This is a genomic window from Mesocryomonas fontinalis, assembly GCF_055730125.2.
In genome coordinates this window covers 77,376-94,563 of the sequence record NZ_JBUZWG020000009.1, presented here as the reverse complement: position 1 = coordinate 94,563, position 17,188 = coordinate 77,376, and the positions used below count along the sequence as shown (strand labels likewise).

The window sequence follows — 17,188 nt, the reverse complement described above, 5'->3', positions numbered from 1 at the left end:
ACAAAGCGAGGATAGGCAGGCCGCGTGTCGCCGCCGTGTCCATCCGCGACATCGGCGGGGTCGCCGCACGGGCCGCGGTAACCTTGCGCAGCGCCCGAACACGTCGCCGTGTTGCACGGCCGCTCGCTTCCCGGTAAGCAGCGCGCATTATTCGAAGGAAGGTCATTCCATGCGCATCGACGCCATCCCGCGGGGCAACAACCCGCCCGAAGACATCAACGTCATCATCGAGTGCCCGGTCGGCGGCCACCCCATCAAGTACGAGATGGACAAGGAAGCCGGCGCGCTGTTCGTCGACCGCTTCCTCTATACGCCGATGACCTATCCCGGCAATTACGGCTTCGTGCCGCACACCCTGTCCGACGATGGCGACCCGATCGACGTGCTGGTGTGCAACACCCGTCCGCTGTTCCCCGGCTGCGTCATCAATTGCCGGCCGATCGGCGTGCTGATCATGGAAGACAACAGCGGCCAGGACGAAAAAATTCTCGCCGTGCCGTCGCCAAAACTGACCCGGCGCTACGAGAACGTCACCGAGTACAACCAGCTGCCGGAAATCTCGCTGCAGCAGATCGCCCACTTCTTCGAGCACTACAAGGATCTCGAGCCCGGCAAATGGGTGAAGATCGGCGACTGGGGCGACAGCGCCATGGCCAAGAAGCTGATCCTCGAAGCCGTCGACCGCGACGCCGCCTACAAGGCCGGCACGCTGCCGAAGTAAGGCCGCCTTTCAGCACCTGACAACGACCGCGTCGGCAGGGCTGGCGCGGTCGTTGTCGTTTTCGGGATCGGCTATTCCGCATGGAAGGCGCAGCACCCTCAACGTTTCGTCATCCTCGCGCGCAGCGCGGGGACCCATGCCGAAGCGTGGAAAGCGACACTTCGGTGGACGTAACCTGCCAACGCCTCGACCGGGGAGCAATGCCATCGCAGAGGCATGGGTCCCCGCGCGATGCGCGAGGATGACGACCGGTGAGGTAGCGCCCTCCCTAAACGCTACCGGCGAGCCGGCTCTCGAGCCGCGCCAGAACGTCCGAGCGTCCGAGCGTCCGAGCGTCCGAAGACGTAAGCCCACCGGTCCGGCACCGACAAGAACCGCGTCGTACCCGCCGGCGCGATCGTTGTCGTTTGCAAGGCCAGCAGTTTTAGACGGAAAACACAGATCGCTCGTCGCTTCGTCATCCTCGCGCGCAGCGCGGGGACCCATGCCTCTCCGATGGCATCACTGCTCGGTCCAGGAACTGGCAGTTCAGGTCCACCGAAATGTCGCCATCCACGCCTCGGCATGGGTCCCCGCGCTGCGCGCGAGGACGACGACCGTTGAGGTCAGCTCCCTTCACGCACGACCATTACGGTCGCGCGCTTCCTAAACGCTCCCGGCGAGCCGGCCCTCCAGCCGCGCCAGAGCGTCCGACAGCGCCGCGGGATCGCCGGTGAGGAGCACCGTCTTGACCCGCCCCTTGCCGCCGCTGGCGAGCGAGAGGTTGGATTTTGGCAGCTTGAGAGATTTCGCCAGCAGCGCGATGAGGGCGGCATTGGCCGCGCCGTCTTCCGGCAAGGCGCGGACCCTCGCCAGCAGCACGGCGCGACCGTCCGGCGCGGCGCCGATGCCGTCGATCCGGTCGGCGGAGGCTTTTGGCGTCAGCCGGATGCGGAGCGAGAGCCCCTCCGGCAGATGCTCGAAGAAGGCAGCGCTCAGATGCCGGCCCGGACGACGGCCGGCGCGATGTAGATGACGGTCAGCTGCTGCAGGAAGAAGATCGCGAGCAGCACCACCAGCGGCGACAGATCGATGCCGCCGAGGTCCGGCAGCACCCGGCGGATCGGCCGGTACAGCGGCTCGGTGGCGCGGTAGAGGAAGCGCCCGACCTGGTCGACGAACTGGTTGCCGGGATTGACGATATTGAAGGCGTAGAGCCAGGAGACGATCGCCGACAGGATGATCAGCCACCACAGCATATCGAGGACAAGGAGGACGACTTGCAGGACAGCGAGCATGGCGGAGCCTTCGTGGAGATCGGCCTTCATCTAACGACGCTGCCCCTGCCGCGCAAGGCGTTGGCCCCAAGGGATCGCCGGCATCGTTACCGCTCCGGCAAGACGATCAACGACCGCATCACGCCCCGCCCTCGCCACGGGCCTTTCGCCTCTCGGGCCGATGGCGGCACCACGCCTCGCCGTCCCGTCGGGCCGTGGCGCCGGCGCAGCATTCCGGCGCTTGACACTCCCCGCCCCCACGCTCTAGATGCAGCCGTCTGGTGGATGGGGCTGTAGCTCAGTTGGGAGAGCGCGTCGTTCGCAATGACGAGGTCAGCGGTTCGATCCCGCTCAGCTCCACCAGGACACATATTTCATCGATAATGCTTTTAATAACAACGAGTTGCCGGGAGCTGGGAAAAGTGCGCGTACCCGTTTGCGTACCCCGAGTTAGTACCCGCTATTAGACGAGAATAGGCCTCGGCCGCTGGCGTATCCGCTCATCCCGGACGTTTGTTGACGAATCGCTTACCCTTCTCCGTCAGGCTTTCTGCTTCCGAAGATCAATAGAGAGCGGTAGGGCACCTCTTGCTGCGGACTACGGTCGGCGACCAATATTCTAACTTCGCAGACAGGCTGACAGCAGGCGGGAAAAAATCCTGACGCCTGCTCGCCACGCACTGTCTTTTCCACATGTCCCGTGAACAATACTCTAAGCGGGGACTCAAGCCAGGGGTGCCGCAACACCGAGAAATGAGGCCAGAATTCTAACTCGCTCTTTGATGCTTGATGCGTCATTCGTCCCCTGTTGATTCAGGCGATCAAACTCAAGCATTTCAAAGGATGCCCTTTCAAAATCTTTTACAGCCAGTTCACGGTTTGATGCGAGCCGATCTCTGAAGTCGAAAAGACTTCTACGGGTAACATGATGAACAAGGCCTTGATCGATGGCTAACCTAAATACGATGTAGTAGACAACGAGAATGCCCTGCCCCGCGAGCAGCTCATCCTTGCTAGTAAACTGTTGCTCCATGGCTTGCAGGACATTTTCAACGCCATCCTGCATTTTCACAATTTCACTAGCGAGACCGCTATACATTCGCCGAGCTAGGCCGTCTAGATAGATCTTTTTTGTGTCTACTAACGTTCTTCCTTCAATGAGACAGCTTTCAATTAACAGAAATCGCGCTGATGATTCACGATGCTGATATCGATTGTTCTTGAATCTAACTCGATCGGTAAAGAAGGGTCTATTAGCAATTTGATTTATCGATTTAACGAGATCGCCCCCGATAGCATTACGCTTTTCGGCAGCATTCAATGGAACTGCTTCATTCAGTCTCGAAAACATATCCTCAATAAGATCAAGGTCATCGCCCTCGATTGAGACTGTTACTACAGGCAGAACAAACGAGTCAAATTTGACACGTATTTTTGGGTACTGCTTCGCAATGTCTTCGTAACTGAGCTTAGCTAAGTTCACATTGGGGTCTCGCTGATATTCAAAGTCGCTAGAAAGAGTAAATTCACCGTCCATAAACCCCCAAATCGACTCAAGACGCTGCCTTCCGTCGATAACCGCGTATCGGTTTCCTGTTTTACGAAATTCATCATTACCGAGCTCATGAAAATATATCTTTGGAAGATCATAGTCATTAAGAATTGAGTCAATCAGCAGCCTACGTTTCTCGATCGTCCATACCCCTCCCATACGTTGATACTCGGGGCTCATATTAATTTCGGATCTCTCAGAAAAGAGCAGCATAATAGTGCTATTTTTCATCACTGAGGTTTCAACAAAAGTCACCGCATCATATCCTTCAAAATAGCACCAACACTAGCAAGCTCGGGAAAAAGACTGAATCTAGTCATACCCAGCAACTGAAGCTCTTTAAAAATCCTTTCTCTAGATGCGCTTGGGATAGTGTACTTTGCGACGTGGGTGGTATCGCCGACATCCTCAATTGCAACAGCTTTGCTATGATGTATCGTAAACGTTCCCATTTGAGCTTGTATCCGTGCATTGTTACGAGTAGCAATTGTGGCAACCGGGAACAGCTCAACTCGCCTACCCTGTCGAATGCTCTCAGTAGTGTACGAGCTTAATTCGTCATCCTCAAACGAGGGAATATATTTATCTTCGATTTTATCAACAATATTGGCATGCCTATTAAAAACAACCGGCCAAAGACACCACAAGGCGGCGTCATTAGTTGTAGCCTGGTATTTCTCCACAGCAAAGTATAAGGCAACGAGTGGACTTTCGCTCCAGTCCAAAAGTCGTGTTGGTACCCCGTAATGCTGCATTAAAAATGTCCAGTCAAAACCACTTACTGGACGCCGCTCCGCAAGCATTGCCGCGCTTTGCCGAAATCTATTGAGTAGGGTTGTCTCCGAAGTCGTCACCGCCGCGCGAAGGTATGTAGGCAGGAGTTTCCAACTCGCATCGGAATGCCCCCGAAACCAGACATCGCCTTGCGACGCGTCATGATCAGCCTGAATGCCGTCAAGGAAATCAGAGATCCCGTTTATCTCACGCTCTTTCATGGTGTCCTTCCTTGATGCGGCTTTGTGCTAGTCTCAATAGCACCGTCGTGCGGACTCTACCCTAAGTGGTTTGGCCCACCTTCACATTTGCACAGCTTCGGCTTAAATTTTCGGAGACAAATGTAAGACCCCCTACACATGCCAGTCTAACGGCAGCGTCCCCCCTTCCCCCAACGCCATTCGGCTACTCGGAATCGATTGGCAGAAGTCTTTAAGCCAAGCAGGTGCAAACATCTTCAGAACGTACCTCCGGGCTTACATGTTTTAGCGTTCAGCCAACACGCAAACGGCACCGACAGGACAACTGGCATCAGGCCTTGCACCCAGGTGATCTAACGTTACCGCTCACCCTCAAATCAAAGCTGTTCCACAGGGCAAGCTCATGTGGACCGTTCCATAGTAAGGCCGGCGCCGTTCCAGAAGAGTGGTGTTGACATTCGGAACGAAAGGAATCATCTTGTCCTAGAGCCTAATGGAACGCTCCGAGGATATCTCCCATGCTGATCGGCTATGCCCGCACCTCCACCCTCGAACAGGAGGCCGGCCTCGATGCCCAGCTTCGAGATCTCGCCGGTCTGGGCTGCTCGGAGATATTCCGCGAGCAAGTCTCCTCAGTCGGCCGCAGGGATCAGCTTGAAGCCGCCATTACGTTTGCCCGCAAAGGCGATACCCTGGCGGTGACGAAGCTCGATCGGCTTGCCCGCTCGGTAATACATATGGGTGAGATCGTTGGCCGGCTTGAAGCCAAGGGCGTAGCGCTACGCATCGAGGCCATGGGCGTCGACACGGCAACGCCTACAGGAAAGCTAATGCTCAACGTCCTCGCCTCAGTGGCTCAGTTCGAACGCGAGATGATGCTAGAGCGACAGCGCGAAGGGATCGCGAGGGCGAAGGCTGAGGGGGCCTACAAGGGCCGCAAGCCAACCGCACGGGCAAAGTCAGAGGATGTGAAGCGTCTTGCGTCCAAGGGGCTTAGCATGGGGCAGATTGCTGCGGAGCTTGGCATCGGGAAGGGCTCAGTTCACCGTATCCTGACATCTGCTCCAGAGGCCACCAGTCTTGCTTCGCCTGTTGTGGCGTAACAGCGCAAACAGCCGCTATTCCGTGGCAGCCCCATCTCTTTCAAGCTGGTCCATGGCCCGCATGAAGTCGTCATCTTCAGTTGGGATCACAGGCGCAACAGCTTTGTGCGCTTTCGATCCTCGGGAAAACGCCTTCGCCTCAGCAAGCGATTGAGTTCCCATTGGGCTACAGACTGGAGGACGCTCAATGCCGACGCGTCTGCACCAAGAAATATTGCCGCTCTGCACATTCAGGCGCCACGCAGTATCCCCCGAGGCTGATAGCGCAAAGTTTCTACTTGTTTTCGGGATGCTGCCATAAGCGACAGCCATAATGCCGAGACTGACAGCGACGGCCAACATGAAGACGTTTGGTTGCCCCGGTAAGCGCATCGGTTTTCCCTTAAGGCGATGGCCTGCGGTACGCCCCCGCAAGCAAGCCTCCTTGCCCCTGATCGGGGAGTTGGAAAACCGAGTCTAGACGGTCCCTGCAGCCTTTAGTTCGGAGGAACCTGGACATAGCCACAGGCTCCCCGACCAAAAAGAGGTCAAGGATCGGCACCGTTCCGGTCGGTGCACATACCGCTAGACTCAGGGTTTCCACGCCCCGGAACGCCGCGTCTGCGCTCGTCGTGATTTTAGGTGACGCGAGCCAATTTGAAAAGAGCGTCCGAGATTTAGAAATAAAAACTCTCCTCCGTTCGCATAGGCCCACTTGACATAAAATAGATTCGCAAATGGCCGATCAGCATTTTAGTGAAAATTGGTAACCTGTGCTTTTGAAAATGCCTCGCTCTAGGCTCACATTACAAAAGGAAGAATGGAGCGAGAAATGATTAGAATATACATCTCGATTACAGGACTGCATCGGAACGAGAAGGGTCCATCAGCGTCGGGCTACTACGCAACCGTAGATAACGGGACATCAGTTGTAATGCTCTGGGGCGGCGGGTGGACTCAAGACCCTGCGGCGATGTTTGCTTTTGGGATCGAGGCATCTGTAAGTCGCGCGATTGCAGACATGCCGGAGCTAACAAATATCGATGGTCCTATGCCAATCGAAATCGTTGCTAATAATCCCAAGTTTTGGAACAGGTTGGCGTCCACCTTGGCCTATGAGCTTCGCCCGACCAAAAAGTTCCCCGATGAGCATGATGCTTGGAGAGATGCACTGATATTGAAAGCACTAGGCGAGCTGCAACCACCTCGTTCCTCGACAAATATGTCGGAGCGCCGTGCATTGGAAAACATGGATGCAGGTGCCACGCGTGTTGCAAATTACGTTCTTGCAAATCTTCCGAAATCGAACATCGGCCTCGCAGTCGAGGGTGAGGGTGATGGCCCGAGCCTGGAGGTTGCATGACGCCGTATCATGAGACAGGCGCTGCAATCAGGAGGCAGCAGGATCAAATTTGCCCCCTCCCAGGCTGTGGGCGTTCGGCTGTCTTAACGCCGCTAGTCAATCTATTGAGCCAACACTGCCGTTACCACATCCAGCACAAAGCTCGACACGGATCTCATTGGCACCACTCTTACAAAGCAAGCGAGCTAAAGCCTTACATATTAGCCTCAGCTCAGTGGCTCGCAGCTCATCGGATGGATGATGAGGCATTCTTCGCTGTCCGTGCCGTGAACGAGCTGCTGGTGACCTCAGGACGCGTTGAGCCGGCCATGAACCTGCGGCGGGTGTCTGCATCGCGCCGCGCTCGCATCGCCTTCGCTAGGTTGCGACAGGCCGGCATTGCCCCCGAGCGGCTCACGGCGATCCATCTAGGTATCTCGGCCCTCATAAGCGACGATTTGGGAAGCCATCGAGTCCGTGAGTTCCGCATTGTGCAGATTGCTAAGGCGGCGCATCGGCTCGCAAGCGGGACTCACCGTCGATGGGATGCCTTCGACCCCAGAGGCAACCCGATGCTGATCGAAGTGCACGCCTATCCACCATCTTCGGGCTTGGTCCTGCGGAGGATCGGAGAGGCGATCGATAAGGCCTGTAGGTCAGTTCCTGAGACGGCCATCAAAGAGGTAGTGGCTTTGAAGGTTGAGCGCTTCGGCGAGCATCCCTCCCGACTTCCTGGCTGGCGTCCGGCTTGGCACCGGGAGGCGCCCCTGTGAGCTACAAAAAGTCGGCATGCGTGCTTGCCATCAGGTGACGGGGTGGACGTGCGCAGATGTTGCCAATCGCCTCCTTAGGTCCCCCATATCCCTCTAGGGGGCCCTCTACTCAAAGCAAGCATTCTGGTGACAGTGGTGGCGGAACAAGAGCAAGATCGATCTACCATACAAGGCTCATGGCTTGACCCGTGGCTGACTTGCTCTGGTCCATTCCTCCACCCATTGGCTGAAGGCGCGACTGAAGCGCATCTCGATGCATTCCCCAGAGCCCGCCAGCCTAAAGCCGACCAAGTGGAGAGGGTAAGAGCGATCACCTCAGCCATCATTGCCAATCTTGCATGGGCCCAAAGCCAAACCTCAAGCGGCCTCGTCTCCGTCCCCATGCGGAACACGAAGGTCACCCGGTACGAGCGTCAGGGCTTCTCCCAACGGCGGGAAATTCTAGACTCGATGGCAGCCGCAGGGCTGATCCGAGTGCATCCAGGCAAGCGCCACCTTAAAGCAACGACCATCGAGGCGGCCGGCAGCCTTAGGGTGGCGTTGTGCGACTCTCGATGCAGCCTCGATGAAGTTGGAAAGGTTAGCGGCGGAGAGACAATCCTGCTCACTGCAAGGACCGGAAAGGATGAGCGGGGACGAGAGCTCCCAGCCGTCCTTATCGACTATGAGGACACCTCCGAGACCGTGGCCTTGCGGGAGGAGCTTGGCGAGATCAACGACTTCCTTCAAGCCCAGACCATTGAGCTAGGGGGCATGAGGCGAACTGACTTCTCGCTCACCCGCCGTTTTCTCCTTCGCAATCCCGGCGCCCTGCCGACATGGGACCTGCATGGCCGCATATACGGGGCATTCTGGATTACGCTGCCGAAGAGGCAAAGGGCGGCTCTGAGGATCAATGGTGAGCCGATCGCTGATCTGGACTTCGCCAGCATGTTCCCGCGGCTCGCCTATGCCAGCTTGGGCAAGGAACCTCCTCCAGGCGATCCTTACGCCATCCCTGGGCTTGAAGCTCACCGGCAAGGGGTCAAGGGCGGTCTCTCCGCGCTCCTTTCCACGGGAAGCGAGATGTCCAGATTGCCGACTAAGGTGAAGGGGGCTCTGCCGGATAGCTGGACCGCCGGCCGCTTCAAGGCAGCCGTCGAGGCCAAGCACCCGGCCCTCGTGCCACTCTTCGGCCGAGACTTCGCCATGGACCTCATGTTCACCGAGAGCCAGATCATGATGGCCGCGCTTCACGACCTGATTTCCCAAGGCATTCCGGCTTTGCCAATTCATGATGGGGCCATGGTGCCGGCATCGAAAGTGCGGGAGGCGAAAGAGGCCATGCGGACAGCTTCTCTGGAGGTTGCCGGCGTTGCAATCCCGGTGAGCGAGACGGCTCTCTTGTAGCAAGGTAATTCCCATTGCCCGCAAACTGGCTTGCTCTCGATGCCTCTAAAGACGTTCGAGTTCACCGAAGGGCCGTTTCGCCGTAATAGACTGGGCGGAAAAAACCTTTCTTTAAGGCCTTTAGTTCCCAGCTATCTCTCCTATCCAGCAGCTTGGTGCGGGGGGCTCGGCGATCCACATCGGAAGTAAGGTTCCGGATTTGGGCAGGGGGCTTCCAGTCTATATCCAGGACGGGGACAAAAAACCGTTAGACGTAGAATACACATCATTCGGGTAAGGTTTGCCCAGTGAGTGCCTCCTGCGAAGCGACGGCATCGAACGCTGTAGTGGAGCCTGCCTCGCCGCCAATTAGCTGCAGCTTTCCCTCGTCCGATATAGTCCGCATCAATGTAACAAACGACTCTGAGAATTTGTGCGTCTTGGTGGTCGCTCCACTCATATAAGCAATATGAAATTCGTTGTCGGAGGCTTTTATGTCGTATCCAACTCGTTTGTTGGCTTCAGGCATCATCTTGTGTATTGAGTTCCATCCTTTGTAGCCAAGGTTTTTTCCAACCTGCGACATTAGGTGAGGAAAACCGATATTTGGATTTGTTATATTCGCAATACCAAGGATCGACGCAAGCTCACTTTGATCGTCTAGCAATCTTTCGATATGCTGATAGTTAACTTCGATCTGGTTCTGGGGTATATCTGTACGAACTAGTTTTACAACACGGGCAGCAAGCTCGCGTAGCATGTGGCTATGAACAGACACGGGGGCACTGAGATCCGCCAACGCCTCAAATATCCACGTAAGATCTGGGGTGACTATTGTTCTGAGACGTAGCGACTTCGACGGATCATCAGTTGCGGAAAGCGCATACTCTTCACGGAGAAATGGCAGAACGGAAATATCTTCTACCCATTCGACATAAATAACATTATCGAGAAGGCCACCCTTATCCTTCAGGGCCTCGCCTAAGTCCGAAATTATGGAATTAATATTAATATCTCCTAATCCATAACCAAATATGAACACAGGATATTCGGCAAAGTATGTCATCATCTTACTGCTGATATAACGCCTTTTCCTGGCAAAACGCTCATAGTCAGACCCAATCAATACCATTGTTCCAGGATCAGAAGCTGTCCCATGAATCTTGTATATTTCGCCTGTTATATTCATGGACATTGGAATAATGCTTTCTCCGCAGACGAGCTCATATCCGGGAAAAAGCGTTTCAATTAAATTATCGAAATTTGTAGTGATAATGGCATGAGGCGAAATTCTCTTGATCAAATCGATTTCAGTTGCATGCTCGCCCGCTTCGGCGGCGTCTGCAGAAAGCTTATTCAAATATGAAGCGGCAAGGTGCTTTATAAAAAGTGACTTCTCTGTTTTGGGAGAGAAGTAACTCTTAGGGAAGGCGTTCTGACCAGACTTCCAAGCCCATTGATGGACTTCGTCAGCAAGAAGGGTACCCAATGTAATTGCGTTTCCATCCGCTTTTTGAGATAGGAATGCAAACTTTTCGGGCTCAAGTCAGATCTGTTCGGCCAATACTTCGAGAAGCTCAAGCCAAGAGGGGCCGCCAATGTAGCGGCGACTGATGCCTGAGCCGAGGAATAGCACCGGGCGACACCCCACACCCTCAAGCATCGCCTTGATCGCAACGAGGTTCTTCGCCTTGTAGCCTTCAAACTCAGTAGCATCGACCATTAAGCGAATCTCCCCGTTATCCTATCGTATCAAGTAGGGCTGGGATTGCCACCACGGGTGGTGCACAGGAGACTTTAATCTGAACCTACCCGCCGGGACGGGTATCATCACCACCATCTCGCTACAGGGAAGGATCGAGCCCATGGTATGCAAGCGGGCATCAGGAGGGTCATCGGGCCTCTCCATTGCTCGGTCACCTCGAAGAAAGACTGATGGCAGCATGTCCGACTCTACGCGAAAGAATCTGGAAATGGTGGTCTATCGCGCCCTACCGGAGCATACGGTATCTGCTCAGCGGAGTACCCGGCCTATCGGGGTTCGCCCGCCACCTAAGTATTGGATCTGCTAGTTGGGTAATGTCGGGTCGCTGTTTAGCTTGAATCTACTAACGACCGTTGCCGCCATTGCCGGAGCGCTGACAGCGGTTTTTACTGCTCTGAAGCTTCTTACGGCGGGAATCGAGTACGTCTCCATTTCTCTTGAGGATCGCCGTAAGCGTCGAAATAAGCGAACCTACATCCTTATCCCGACTATCGAGGAAATCGCACGATACAGTCCGAAGGTCCCTGATCGATACGAACCAACAAACCGGGAAATCGCGGAGTACGCTTTTATTGTCCGGGAGAGAACGGCGATTGCGCTCGCGGCTATTCGAGTTTGGATAGTGGGCGTGTTTTTCGGCGGAGCATACCTGATAATCTTGCTGAAATTGGTTTATTTTGGCATCCGCTAGATCGAGTGCTACTCAACTTTGAACCTAGGGAGGTTGTTGAAGGCATTGCATGGCTCACCTCGGCATAATCCCTACCCGCAGCATCGGGCTCTTAGGCACATTTGACAAAAGGACGTAAAGCTCGCTTCTCGTCGCCAAGGTTAGCTGCAGATGGCAGGAACGCTGCCACCCCCAATTCCGACTTCGCTCTACGGTATGACAGCGCCGCTAGTCATGGGCAGACCTCACTCCTTATTTGAGTATTGACGAGGCAGCTGAACGGCCTCGACACATTGCCGGGCCTGCTCCAGCAAGGGACCCGCCGAGTAGCGCCCTAGGGTCATCCCCTGCCGCTTATGCCCGACGACGGCCGCGATGATGTGCTCTGGCTGTCCGGCTCTCTCTGCTTCCGTGATGAACCACCTGCGGAAGGAGTGAAAGTTAACCAGTGATCGGCGCTTCCCATCGACGCGCTCATCGACGCCAATTTCTCTTCTGTAGGCTGTGAATGCATTAGAGGCCTTAAAAGACTTTTCTCTGAGGCTGTTCGAATGCGGAGCAGGCCATTCGGGAAACACATCTGCCGCCGCCTCCCTGCCCTCAGTCCGCCGCTTAACAATAGCCATAAGCGCGGGATGGATCGGAACGGCCCGCATGCCTGTCTCTTTTTTCTGCGGTTTGAAGAGAAAGACCCCATCGGCGCAGTCTCCAGCGCGAAGGTCCACAATCACATCCAACCTCGCCCCTGTAAGCGCCGCGATCCGCATTAGATCGTGCATCTGAGGGGTGGCCGGCCCGGCGAGCAGCTTGAGCATCTCCTCCTTGCTGAAAGGTCGCTCCACCTCATCATGGGCTGCCTGCTTTGTGGGAAGCTTCAAGCCGGCCCACACATTCATCTCGACGTGCTCGCGCTGCAGCAACCACTTCCAGTAGACGGAGAGGCGGATCAGATATTTCTGGAGGGTGACATTGCCTTGCCCCTTCGTGACGGTCCCGAGGCCATCCATGAAGCGCGTGGCGACCTTCCTGCTGATAGCCTGCAAAGTGGGAGCGACCCTATTCCGGGCGCACCAATCTTCGAGGTAACGCAGTGCCCTTTCATCGTCAGCACGGGTGCGAGGCTTTACGGTGAGATGCTTGAGGTAGTCCGGGTGGTAGTGGCCGATGGGGGTCGCTCTGCCGGCAGCCATCTCTACAAAGGCTATGGCTTGGCGTTCCCGCTCTGGATCGCGCACTTCCACTGCTTTCCCGTTTGCATCCTCCTCCACTGACAGGACCGGCCCAGCTATCTGCTCGGTTCTGATCGACGTAGCCACGTCCAAGCCGTAGAGATCGTCATCGGTCTGTGCACGTGAGCGCATAGCGGCGATTGTTAGCGCTTCCCGCGTGATAGGGTCACGTCCCCCACGGCTTAGGGCTGAGGAGATTTGCGCCTTGAGCTCGGCGACGATCTGCCACTTTAGAGAATTTGCGGTGGCGAGGCTGTCGGTATTGAGATTGCGCTTTAGCTTCGTGCCCAGTTCAGAATGCAAAGCGCGAGGGACCGCAACAACCACCCGGTATTTTCGATCTTTGCGTTCGAGATATCTAGCGTCAGACGGGGAAGAGCGGGACATCTTTAAGCACCTTGCGTACCCGGTTGCGTACCCGGTTTGAGTACCCGCAAGCACCTGCAATGTCTACACATCCTTTAAAGTATGGCTTGCGTACGCGAGGGCTGGAGCGCCCGCTCAGCTCCACCAGGACACTCCCCGAGCTTTATGCAGCAGAAAGTCTGGCTGATTAGCGCTACGCGGCGTCGCAACGCGACATGTTTGGGTACCCGCAGCGTATACCTGTTTGCATACCCAAGACGATTAGGCAGCCGCGCCCATCTGCCGAAACCAATCCCTCAACGACAATCGTAGCCGAACCGCCTCGTCTTCAGCGAGCGGACTGCAGTGAGCTATGGGTGCTCGAAGCGCGTTAAGTCGGGCGAGAATCGACTCGACAGCGCTGATATCGCGAAACGTATCTTGAAAGACCGTCCAGTTTGATTTTATGATTTCACCGAGCTCGCCGAAGTTTGTATAGGCAAGCATGTCGTTGGACCGAGGGGTCACGCCAGTCTTCAATTCTCGCTGACGATTGCCCGCAGCATTCTTTCTGACAACCTCAGGCACACTGGTGGTCCACCAGTCGGCACCTTTTTCTTCGATCAATCGCTCGCTTACAAGCGCCCTGATTGAGGCCTCGAGGCAGTAAAAGATTTCGTAGTGGCGAGCCATCTCGGCGGCCTCACGGCGGATGCTTTCCGTAAACTGAGGATAGTAGGTTGAGTCGTGCGCGTCCTCCTTCGCGGTCTCGGCAAGGATAGTTGTTCCGATCTCGCGCTGCACCTCTTGCATAGCTGCATGAATCAACAGGTTGTTCGCGCCGAAACGGCGAGCGATTTCTTCGGAAGTCTCGCTCATCTTTTAAGAAGGTTCTCCTTAAGAGCCTTGAAAATTGCATTGAACACGTCTGGGTTCGTGCTCTCTGGAAGATTGAGGTTAATGGTGTATCCGAGCGTCATTGCTATACCGTCGTCTCGGTGCGGCGGTATCCTGGGCTCATGAGAACGATCCTGATATGATATGTCTTCGAGCACCGACATCGCGTCGCGAGCTTTCCTCTCGCCCTTCAATGCATTTTCTTGCTTAGCGTCGAAATCAGCGTACTCACTTAAAGCTAAAAAAGTCCCCGTTATTGCACGAATGACTGAATTGTCTTTAGACAGGCCCGTAACTTGAATAACAAGATCTTGAAGTTTATCGCGCGGCAACGCATTGACATACTCGTTCCGCTCGAATAATTCTTTGTAACCAATCTTTATTGCCTCTGCCATAGCTGCACCGCGCTCCCCGGGATTTCTAAAGCGCGAGTACAACTCTGTTGGCGCAGCATCGTTTGACAGAAGATTTAGTCTTTTCAACAGGGGGATCATTGGGCGAGCGCTACTCGTTGTAAATCCCAGTTTTGATGCAAGAAAGTCCTGCGTAAATCTTGCTGGTGTTTGAGCGTCTTTGATCTTGTCTAGCACCTTGCCGATCAAGTTGGGCGTGTTGATGAAGGGGGGATTGGCCATTTGCTAATTCTCCGAAGATCTCAACGCCAAGCTGCAGCGGCGGGACGGCAAGCGCAATATACCGACTTAGAATTGAGCTGATTATTTGGACTCCCCTAGCGTCTGAGCGGAGGCGACCTTTTCTTCCGTAGCCCCCTCCACCCTACCAACCACGGAGTATTTCGGGGGTAGCCCGAGTGCTGATCTACCGCCACCGCTCGTCGGCTGTTGAGTTGCGGGATAGCAGCCGGCGATCCCTGATTTCAGCGCGCTCCATCGGCGGCAGAGAAGCACATGGCGACCTATGAGGAGATCGCGCGGCGGGCGGCGTGTTCCGTCTCGACCGTCGGCCGGGTGCTGAACCGGTCCGGGCCGGTCGGCGCGGAGATGGTCCGGCGCGTCCGGCAGGCGGAGAGCGAGCTGGCGGCCAGCCTCTACGTCCGGCGCCACGAGCGGCGGATGATCGGCGTCCTCGTGCCGAGCGTGACCAATCCGGTGTTTGCGCAATCGCTGTCGAGCATCCAGGAGCGCATGCGCGGGGCCGGGCATGGCGTCCTCATCGCGCAGTCGAACTACGATCCCGTGCAGGAAGTGGAGGCCGTGGCAGCGCTGCTCGCCGAGCGGCCGCGCGGGCTGATCCTGACGGTCTGCTCGGCCGCCGACAGTGCCGCTCTGCTGGGCGCCTTGCCGCCGACCGTGTTGCTGCACAACGCGGCGACGCTGGATCATCCGGCGGCGGTGACGATCGACAACCACTGGGCGGCAGATCTGCTGACGGCGCATCTCGTTCGCCTCGGGCACCGCCGCATCCTCTTCGTCTCCGGCGAGTTCACCGCCTCCGACCGGGCGGCACGGCGCCACCAGGGTTACCGGGCGGCGATGACGGCGGCGGGGCTCGCCCCGCTGGCGCCGGTCCAGGTGTCGTTCATCGACGACTACGCCATGCTCGATCTCACCGGTGCGCTGGCCGAACACCGGCCGACCGCGATCATCGCCTCGAACGACCTCCTGGCGCTCGGCGTCATCCACGCGCTGCGCAGCCATGGCGTCGCGGTGCCCGCGGACGTGTCGGTCGCCGGCTTCGACGGCATGGCGATCGGCCGGATGATCGCGCCGACGCTCTCGACGGTCGACATTCCGAATGCTGCGATGGGCGCGGTCGCCGCCTCGCTGCTCCTCGACATGCTCGACAACGCCGCGCCGGCGCGGAGCATGAACCTCGATGCCCAGCTCTATCCCGGCGGCACCATCCGAGACCTTCGATAACGCAAAAAGGGCGGACCATTGCCGGCCCGCCCTTTCCGTCCATTCCAAGAGGGTTGGTTTACTTCCGCGGCAGCAGCTTCTGCACCTCGTCGGCGGCGTCGGCGAGGGCCTCTTCCGGGGTCGCGGACTGCTCGACGATGCGCGACAGGTTGTCGACGATGGTCTGCGTCACCCTGACGCCGTTCGAGCCGGAAAAGGCATACCAAGGCACCATCTTCGGCATCTGGTTCAGGCCGGCCCGGAACAACGGGTTGTTCTCGTAGAAGTCGGCGAGGTAGTCCTTGGAGGTGGCGGCGAGCTCGTTGTTCGGGACGTAGCCGGTGCCGGGCACCACGACCGAGGCACCGTACGGGCCGGCGGCGAACTTGGCGAAGCGCCAGGCGGCGTCGAGCTTGGCCTCGTCGCGGGTGAGGATGACGACGGCGTTGCCACCGGTCGGCAGATGGCCCTTGGCGGGATCGATCATCGGGATCGGCCCGGTGCGCAGGTCGAACTTCTCGCCGACATTGTTGATGGTGTTGCGCAGCGCGCCGGTGGTCTGGAAGGCGAAGCCGACCTTGCCGGCGACGAAGGCCTGCTCGCCGGCCTGCTTGGTGAGGACGGGAAGGCCGCCCTCCTTGACCATGCGGTCCAGCACGGTCATGGCGGCGAGGCCCTCCGGACCGCCGAAGGCGACCTTCTTGCGGTCGTCGTCCAGCATGTGGCCGCCGGCGCCGAAGAGCAGCGCCGAGAACATCCAGTCGTCGCCTTGCCAGCGGAAGTCGATGCCCTCATTGCCGTCGCCGAGCGCCTTGATCTTGCCGCCGAGCGCGATGACCTCGTCCCAGGTGGTGGGCGGGACGTCGGGATTGCCGCCGGCCGCGCGGACGAGATCGGCATTGTAGTACATGATCGGGTTGGACGTCGCGAAGGCGAGGCCGACCTGCTTGCCGTCGACCTGGGCGAGCTTCAGGATGTTGTCCGAGAAGCCCTTGGCAGACATGTCGCCCTCCTTGGCCACCAGCGGCGCGAGGTCGAGCGGGATGTCGCGCTCGTTCACCATGCGCAGCCGGTTGAGGCCGATAAAGGTGATGTCGGGCGCCTCGGCGGTGCCGAACTGGCGGAGGATCGTCTGGACGCCCTCCTCGTAGGTCGCCGAAGGGCTGGCGAAGCTGATCTTGACGTCGGGATTCTCCGCCATGAACTTCTGGGAGATCTTGTCCATCACGTCCTTGAAGAAGCCGGGCATCGGATAGTGCACGGTCAAGGTCGTGTCGGCGAAGGCAGGCGCGCAGAGGCTCGAGGCGATCGCAGCGGCTGCGAGCGCCCGTTTGATGATGTTCATGCTGGTTCTC

Annotated in this window: 17 protein-coding genes and 1 tRNA gene; 8 read left to right on the top strand and 10 right to left on the bottom strand. The window is 57.2% G+C overall.

The genetic code is table 11. The annotated features are described in order from the left end of the window. Nucleotides 1-169 precede the first annotated feature (169 nt). The gene (ppa, locus tag ACZL02_RS20140) at nt 170-721 is read left to right on the top strand and encodes an inorganic diphosphatase (RefSeq protein ID WP_472940675.1); all 552 of its coding nucleotides are present in this window, start codon (nt 170-172) and stop codon (nt 719-721) included. A gap of 645 nt (nt 722-1,366) precedes the next feature. Here ppa and ACZL02_RS20135 read toward each other — a convergent pair. Next, nucleotides 1,367-1,699 (bottom strand): DUF167 family protein, encoded by a 333-nt coding sequence (locus ACZL02_RS20135; RefSeq protein WP_472940803.1) that lies wholly within the window; start codon nt 1,697-1,699, stop codon nt 1,367-1,369. Continuing rightward, nucleotides 1,696-1,998, bottom strand: a complete 303-nt coding sequence (locus ACZL02_RS20130; RefSeq protein ID WP_472940802.1) for a YggT family protein — start codon at nt 1,996-1,998, stop codon at nt 1,696-1,698. Before ACZL02_RS20130 ends, ACZL02_RS20135 begins: the two co-directional genes overlap by 4 nt. A 266-nt stretch (nt 1,999-2,264) precedes the next feature. Between ACZL02_RS20130 and ACZL02_RS20125 the strand changes: the two genes are divergently transcribed. Then, nucleotides 2,265-2,340 (top strand) — tRNA-Ala (locus ACZL02_RS20125). A 361-nt stretch (nt 2,341-2,701) separates the two neighbouring features. On the opposite strand, the gene ACZL02_RS20120 is transcribed toward ACZL02_RS20125, so the two are convergent. Together ACZL02_RS20120 and ACZL02_RS20115 are read right to left on the bottom strand one after the other, a co-directional pair. Continuing rightward, a complete protein-coding gene (locus ACZL02_RS20120) occupies nt 2,702-3,784 on the bottom strand; it encodes a DUF262 domain-containing protein (RefSeq protein WP_472940674.1) in 1,083 nt (360 codons plus the stop codon). Next, on the bottom strand, nt 3,781-4,524 hold the full coding sequence (locus ACZL02_RS20115) for an FRG domain-containing protein (RefSeq protein WP_472940673.1): 744 nt from the start codon (nt 4,522-4,524) through the stop codon (nt 3,781-3,783). The genes ACZL02_RS20120 and ACZL02_RS20115 overlap by 4 nt, the downstream gene beginning before the upstream one ends. 497 nt (nt 4,525-5,021) lie before the next feature. Between ACZL02_RS20115 and ACZL02_RS20110 the strand changes: the two genes are divergently transcribed. From ACZL02_RS20110 to ACZL02_RS20095, 4 genes are all read left to right on the top strand, one after another. After that, entirely contained in the window at nt 5,022-5,606 is a 585-nt protein-coding gene (locus ACZL02_RS20110) for a recombinase family protein (RefSeq protein WP_472940672.1), read from the top strand. An 811-nt stretch (nt 5,607-6,417) separates the two neighbouring features. Beyond that, nucleotides 6,418-6,948 carry a hypothetical protein gene (locus ACZL02_RS20105; RefSeq protein ID WP_472940671.1) on the top strand — a complete coding sequence of 177 codons (531 nt, stop codon included), beginning with the start codon at nt 6,418-6,420 and terminating at the stop codon, nt 6,946-6,948. 233 nt (nt 6,949-7,181) lie between these two features. Then, the gene (locus ACZL02_RS20100; protein ID WP_472940670.1) at nt 7,182-7,700 is read left to right on the top strand and encodes a hypothetical protein; all 519 of its coding nucleotides are present in this window, start codon (nt 7,182-7,184) and stop codon (nt 7,698-7,700) included. 381 nt (nt 7,701-8,081) lie between these two features. Then, nucleotides 8,082-9,089: a hypothetical protein gene (locus ACZL02_RS20095; protein ID WP_472940669.1), complete on the top strand. Its 1,008-nt coding sequence runs from the start codon at nt 8,082-8,084 to the stop codon at nt 9,087-9,089. A gap of 265 nt (nt 9,090-9,354) precedes the next feature. Here ACZL02_RS20095 and ACZL02_RS20090 read toward each other — a convergent pair whose 3' ends face one another. Together ACZL02_RS20090 and ACZL02_RS20085 are read right to left on the bottom strand one after the other, a co-directional pair. Then, nucleotides 9,355-10,557, bottom strand: coding sequence for an SIR2 family protein (locus ACZL02_RS20090; RefSeq protein ID WP_472940668.1), 1,203 nt, complete (start codon nt 10,555-10,557; stop codon nt 9,355-9,357). A 57-nt stretch (nt 10,558-10,614) separates the two neighbouring features. After that, nucleotides 10,615-10,791, bottom strand: coding sequence for a hypothetical protein (locus tag ACZL02_RS20085; RefSeq protein ID WP_472940667.1), 177 nt, complete (start codon nt 10,789-10,791; stop codon nt 10,615-10,617). Between the two features lie 349 nt (nt 10,792-11,140). Between ACZL02_RS20085 and ACZL02_RS20080 the strand changes: the two genes are divergently transcribed. After that, nucleotides 11,141-11,524, top strand: coding sequence for a hypothetical protein (locus ACZL02_RS20080; protein ID WP_472940666.1), 384 nt, complete (start codon nt 11,141-11,143; stop codon nt 11,522-11,524). Between the two features lie 224 nt (nt 11,525-11,748). Here ACZL02_RS20080 and ACZL02_RS20075 read toward each other — a convergent pair whose 3' ends face one another. The 3 genes from ACZL02_RS20075 to ACZL02_RS20065 all read right to left on the bottom strand — a co-directional run bounded on the left by ACZL02_RS20075 (nt 11,749) and on the right by ACZL02_RS20065 (nt 14,609). Further along, on the bottom strand, nt 11,749-13,119 hold the full coding sequence (locus ACZL02_RS20075) for a tyrosine-type recombinase/integrase (RefSeq protein WP_472940665.1): 1,371 nt from the start codon (nt 13,117-13,119) through the stop codon (nt 11,749-11,751). A gap of 240 nt (nt 13,120-13,359) precedes the next feature. After that, nucleotides 13,360-13,956: a Swt1 family HEPN domain-containing protein gene (locus ACZL02_RS20070; RefSeq protein WP_472940664.1), complete on the bottom strand. Its 597-nt coding sequence runs from the start codon at nt 13,954-13,956 to the stop codon at nt 13,360-13,362. Further along, nucleotides 13,953-14,609, bottom strand: coding sequence for a DUF5343 domain-containing protein (locus ACZL02_RS20065; RefSeq protein ID WP_472940663.1), 657 nt, complete (start codon nt 14,607-14,609; stop codon nt 13,953-13,955). The genes ACZL02_RS20070 and ACZL02_RS20065 overlap by 4 nt, the downstream gene beginning before the upstream one ends. Before the next feature lie 273 nt (nt 14,610-14,882). Between ACZL02_RS20065 and ACZL02_RS20060 the strand changes: the two genes are divergently transcribed. Continuing rightward, nucleotides 14,883-15,854, top strand: a complete 972-nt coding sequence (locus ACZL02_RS20060; RefSeq protein WP_472940662.1) for a substrate-binding domain-containing protein — start codon at nt 14,883-14,885, stop codon at nt 15,852-15,854. Between the two features lie 58 nt (nt 15,855-15,912). Here the strand turns inward: ACZL02_RS20060 and ACZL02_RS20055 are convergent, their stop codons facing one another. Then, nucleotides 15,913-17,178 carry an ABC transporter substrate-binding protein gene (locus tag ACZL02_RS20055; protein WP_472940661.1) on the bottom strand — a complete coding sequence of 422 codons (1,266 nt, stop codon included), beginning with the start codon at nt 17,176-17,178 and terminating at the stop codon, nt 15,913-15,915. Between the last annotated feature and the right edge of the window lie 10 nt (nt 17,179-17,188).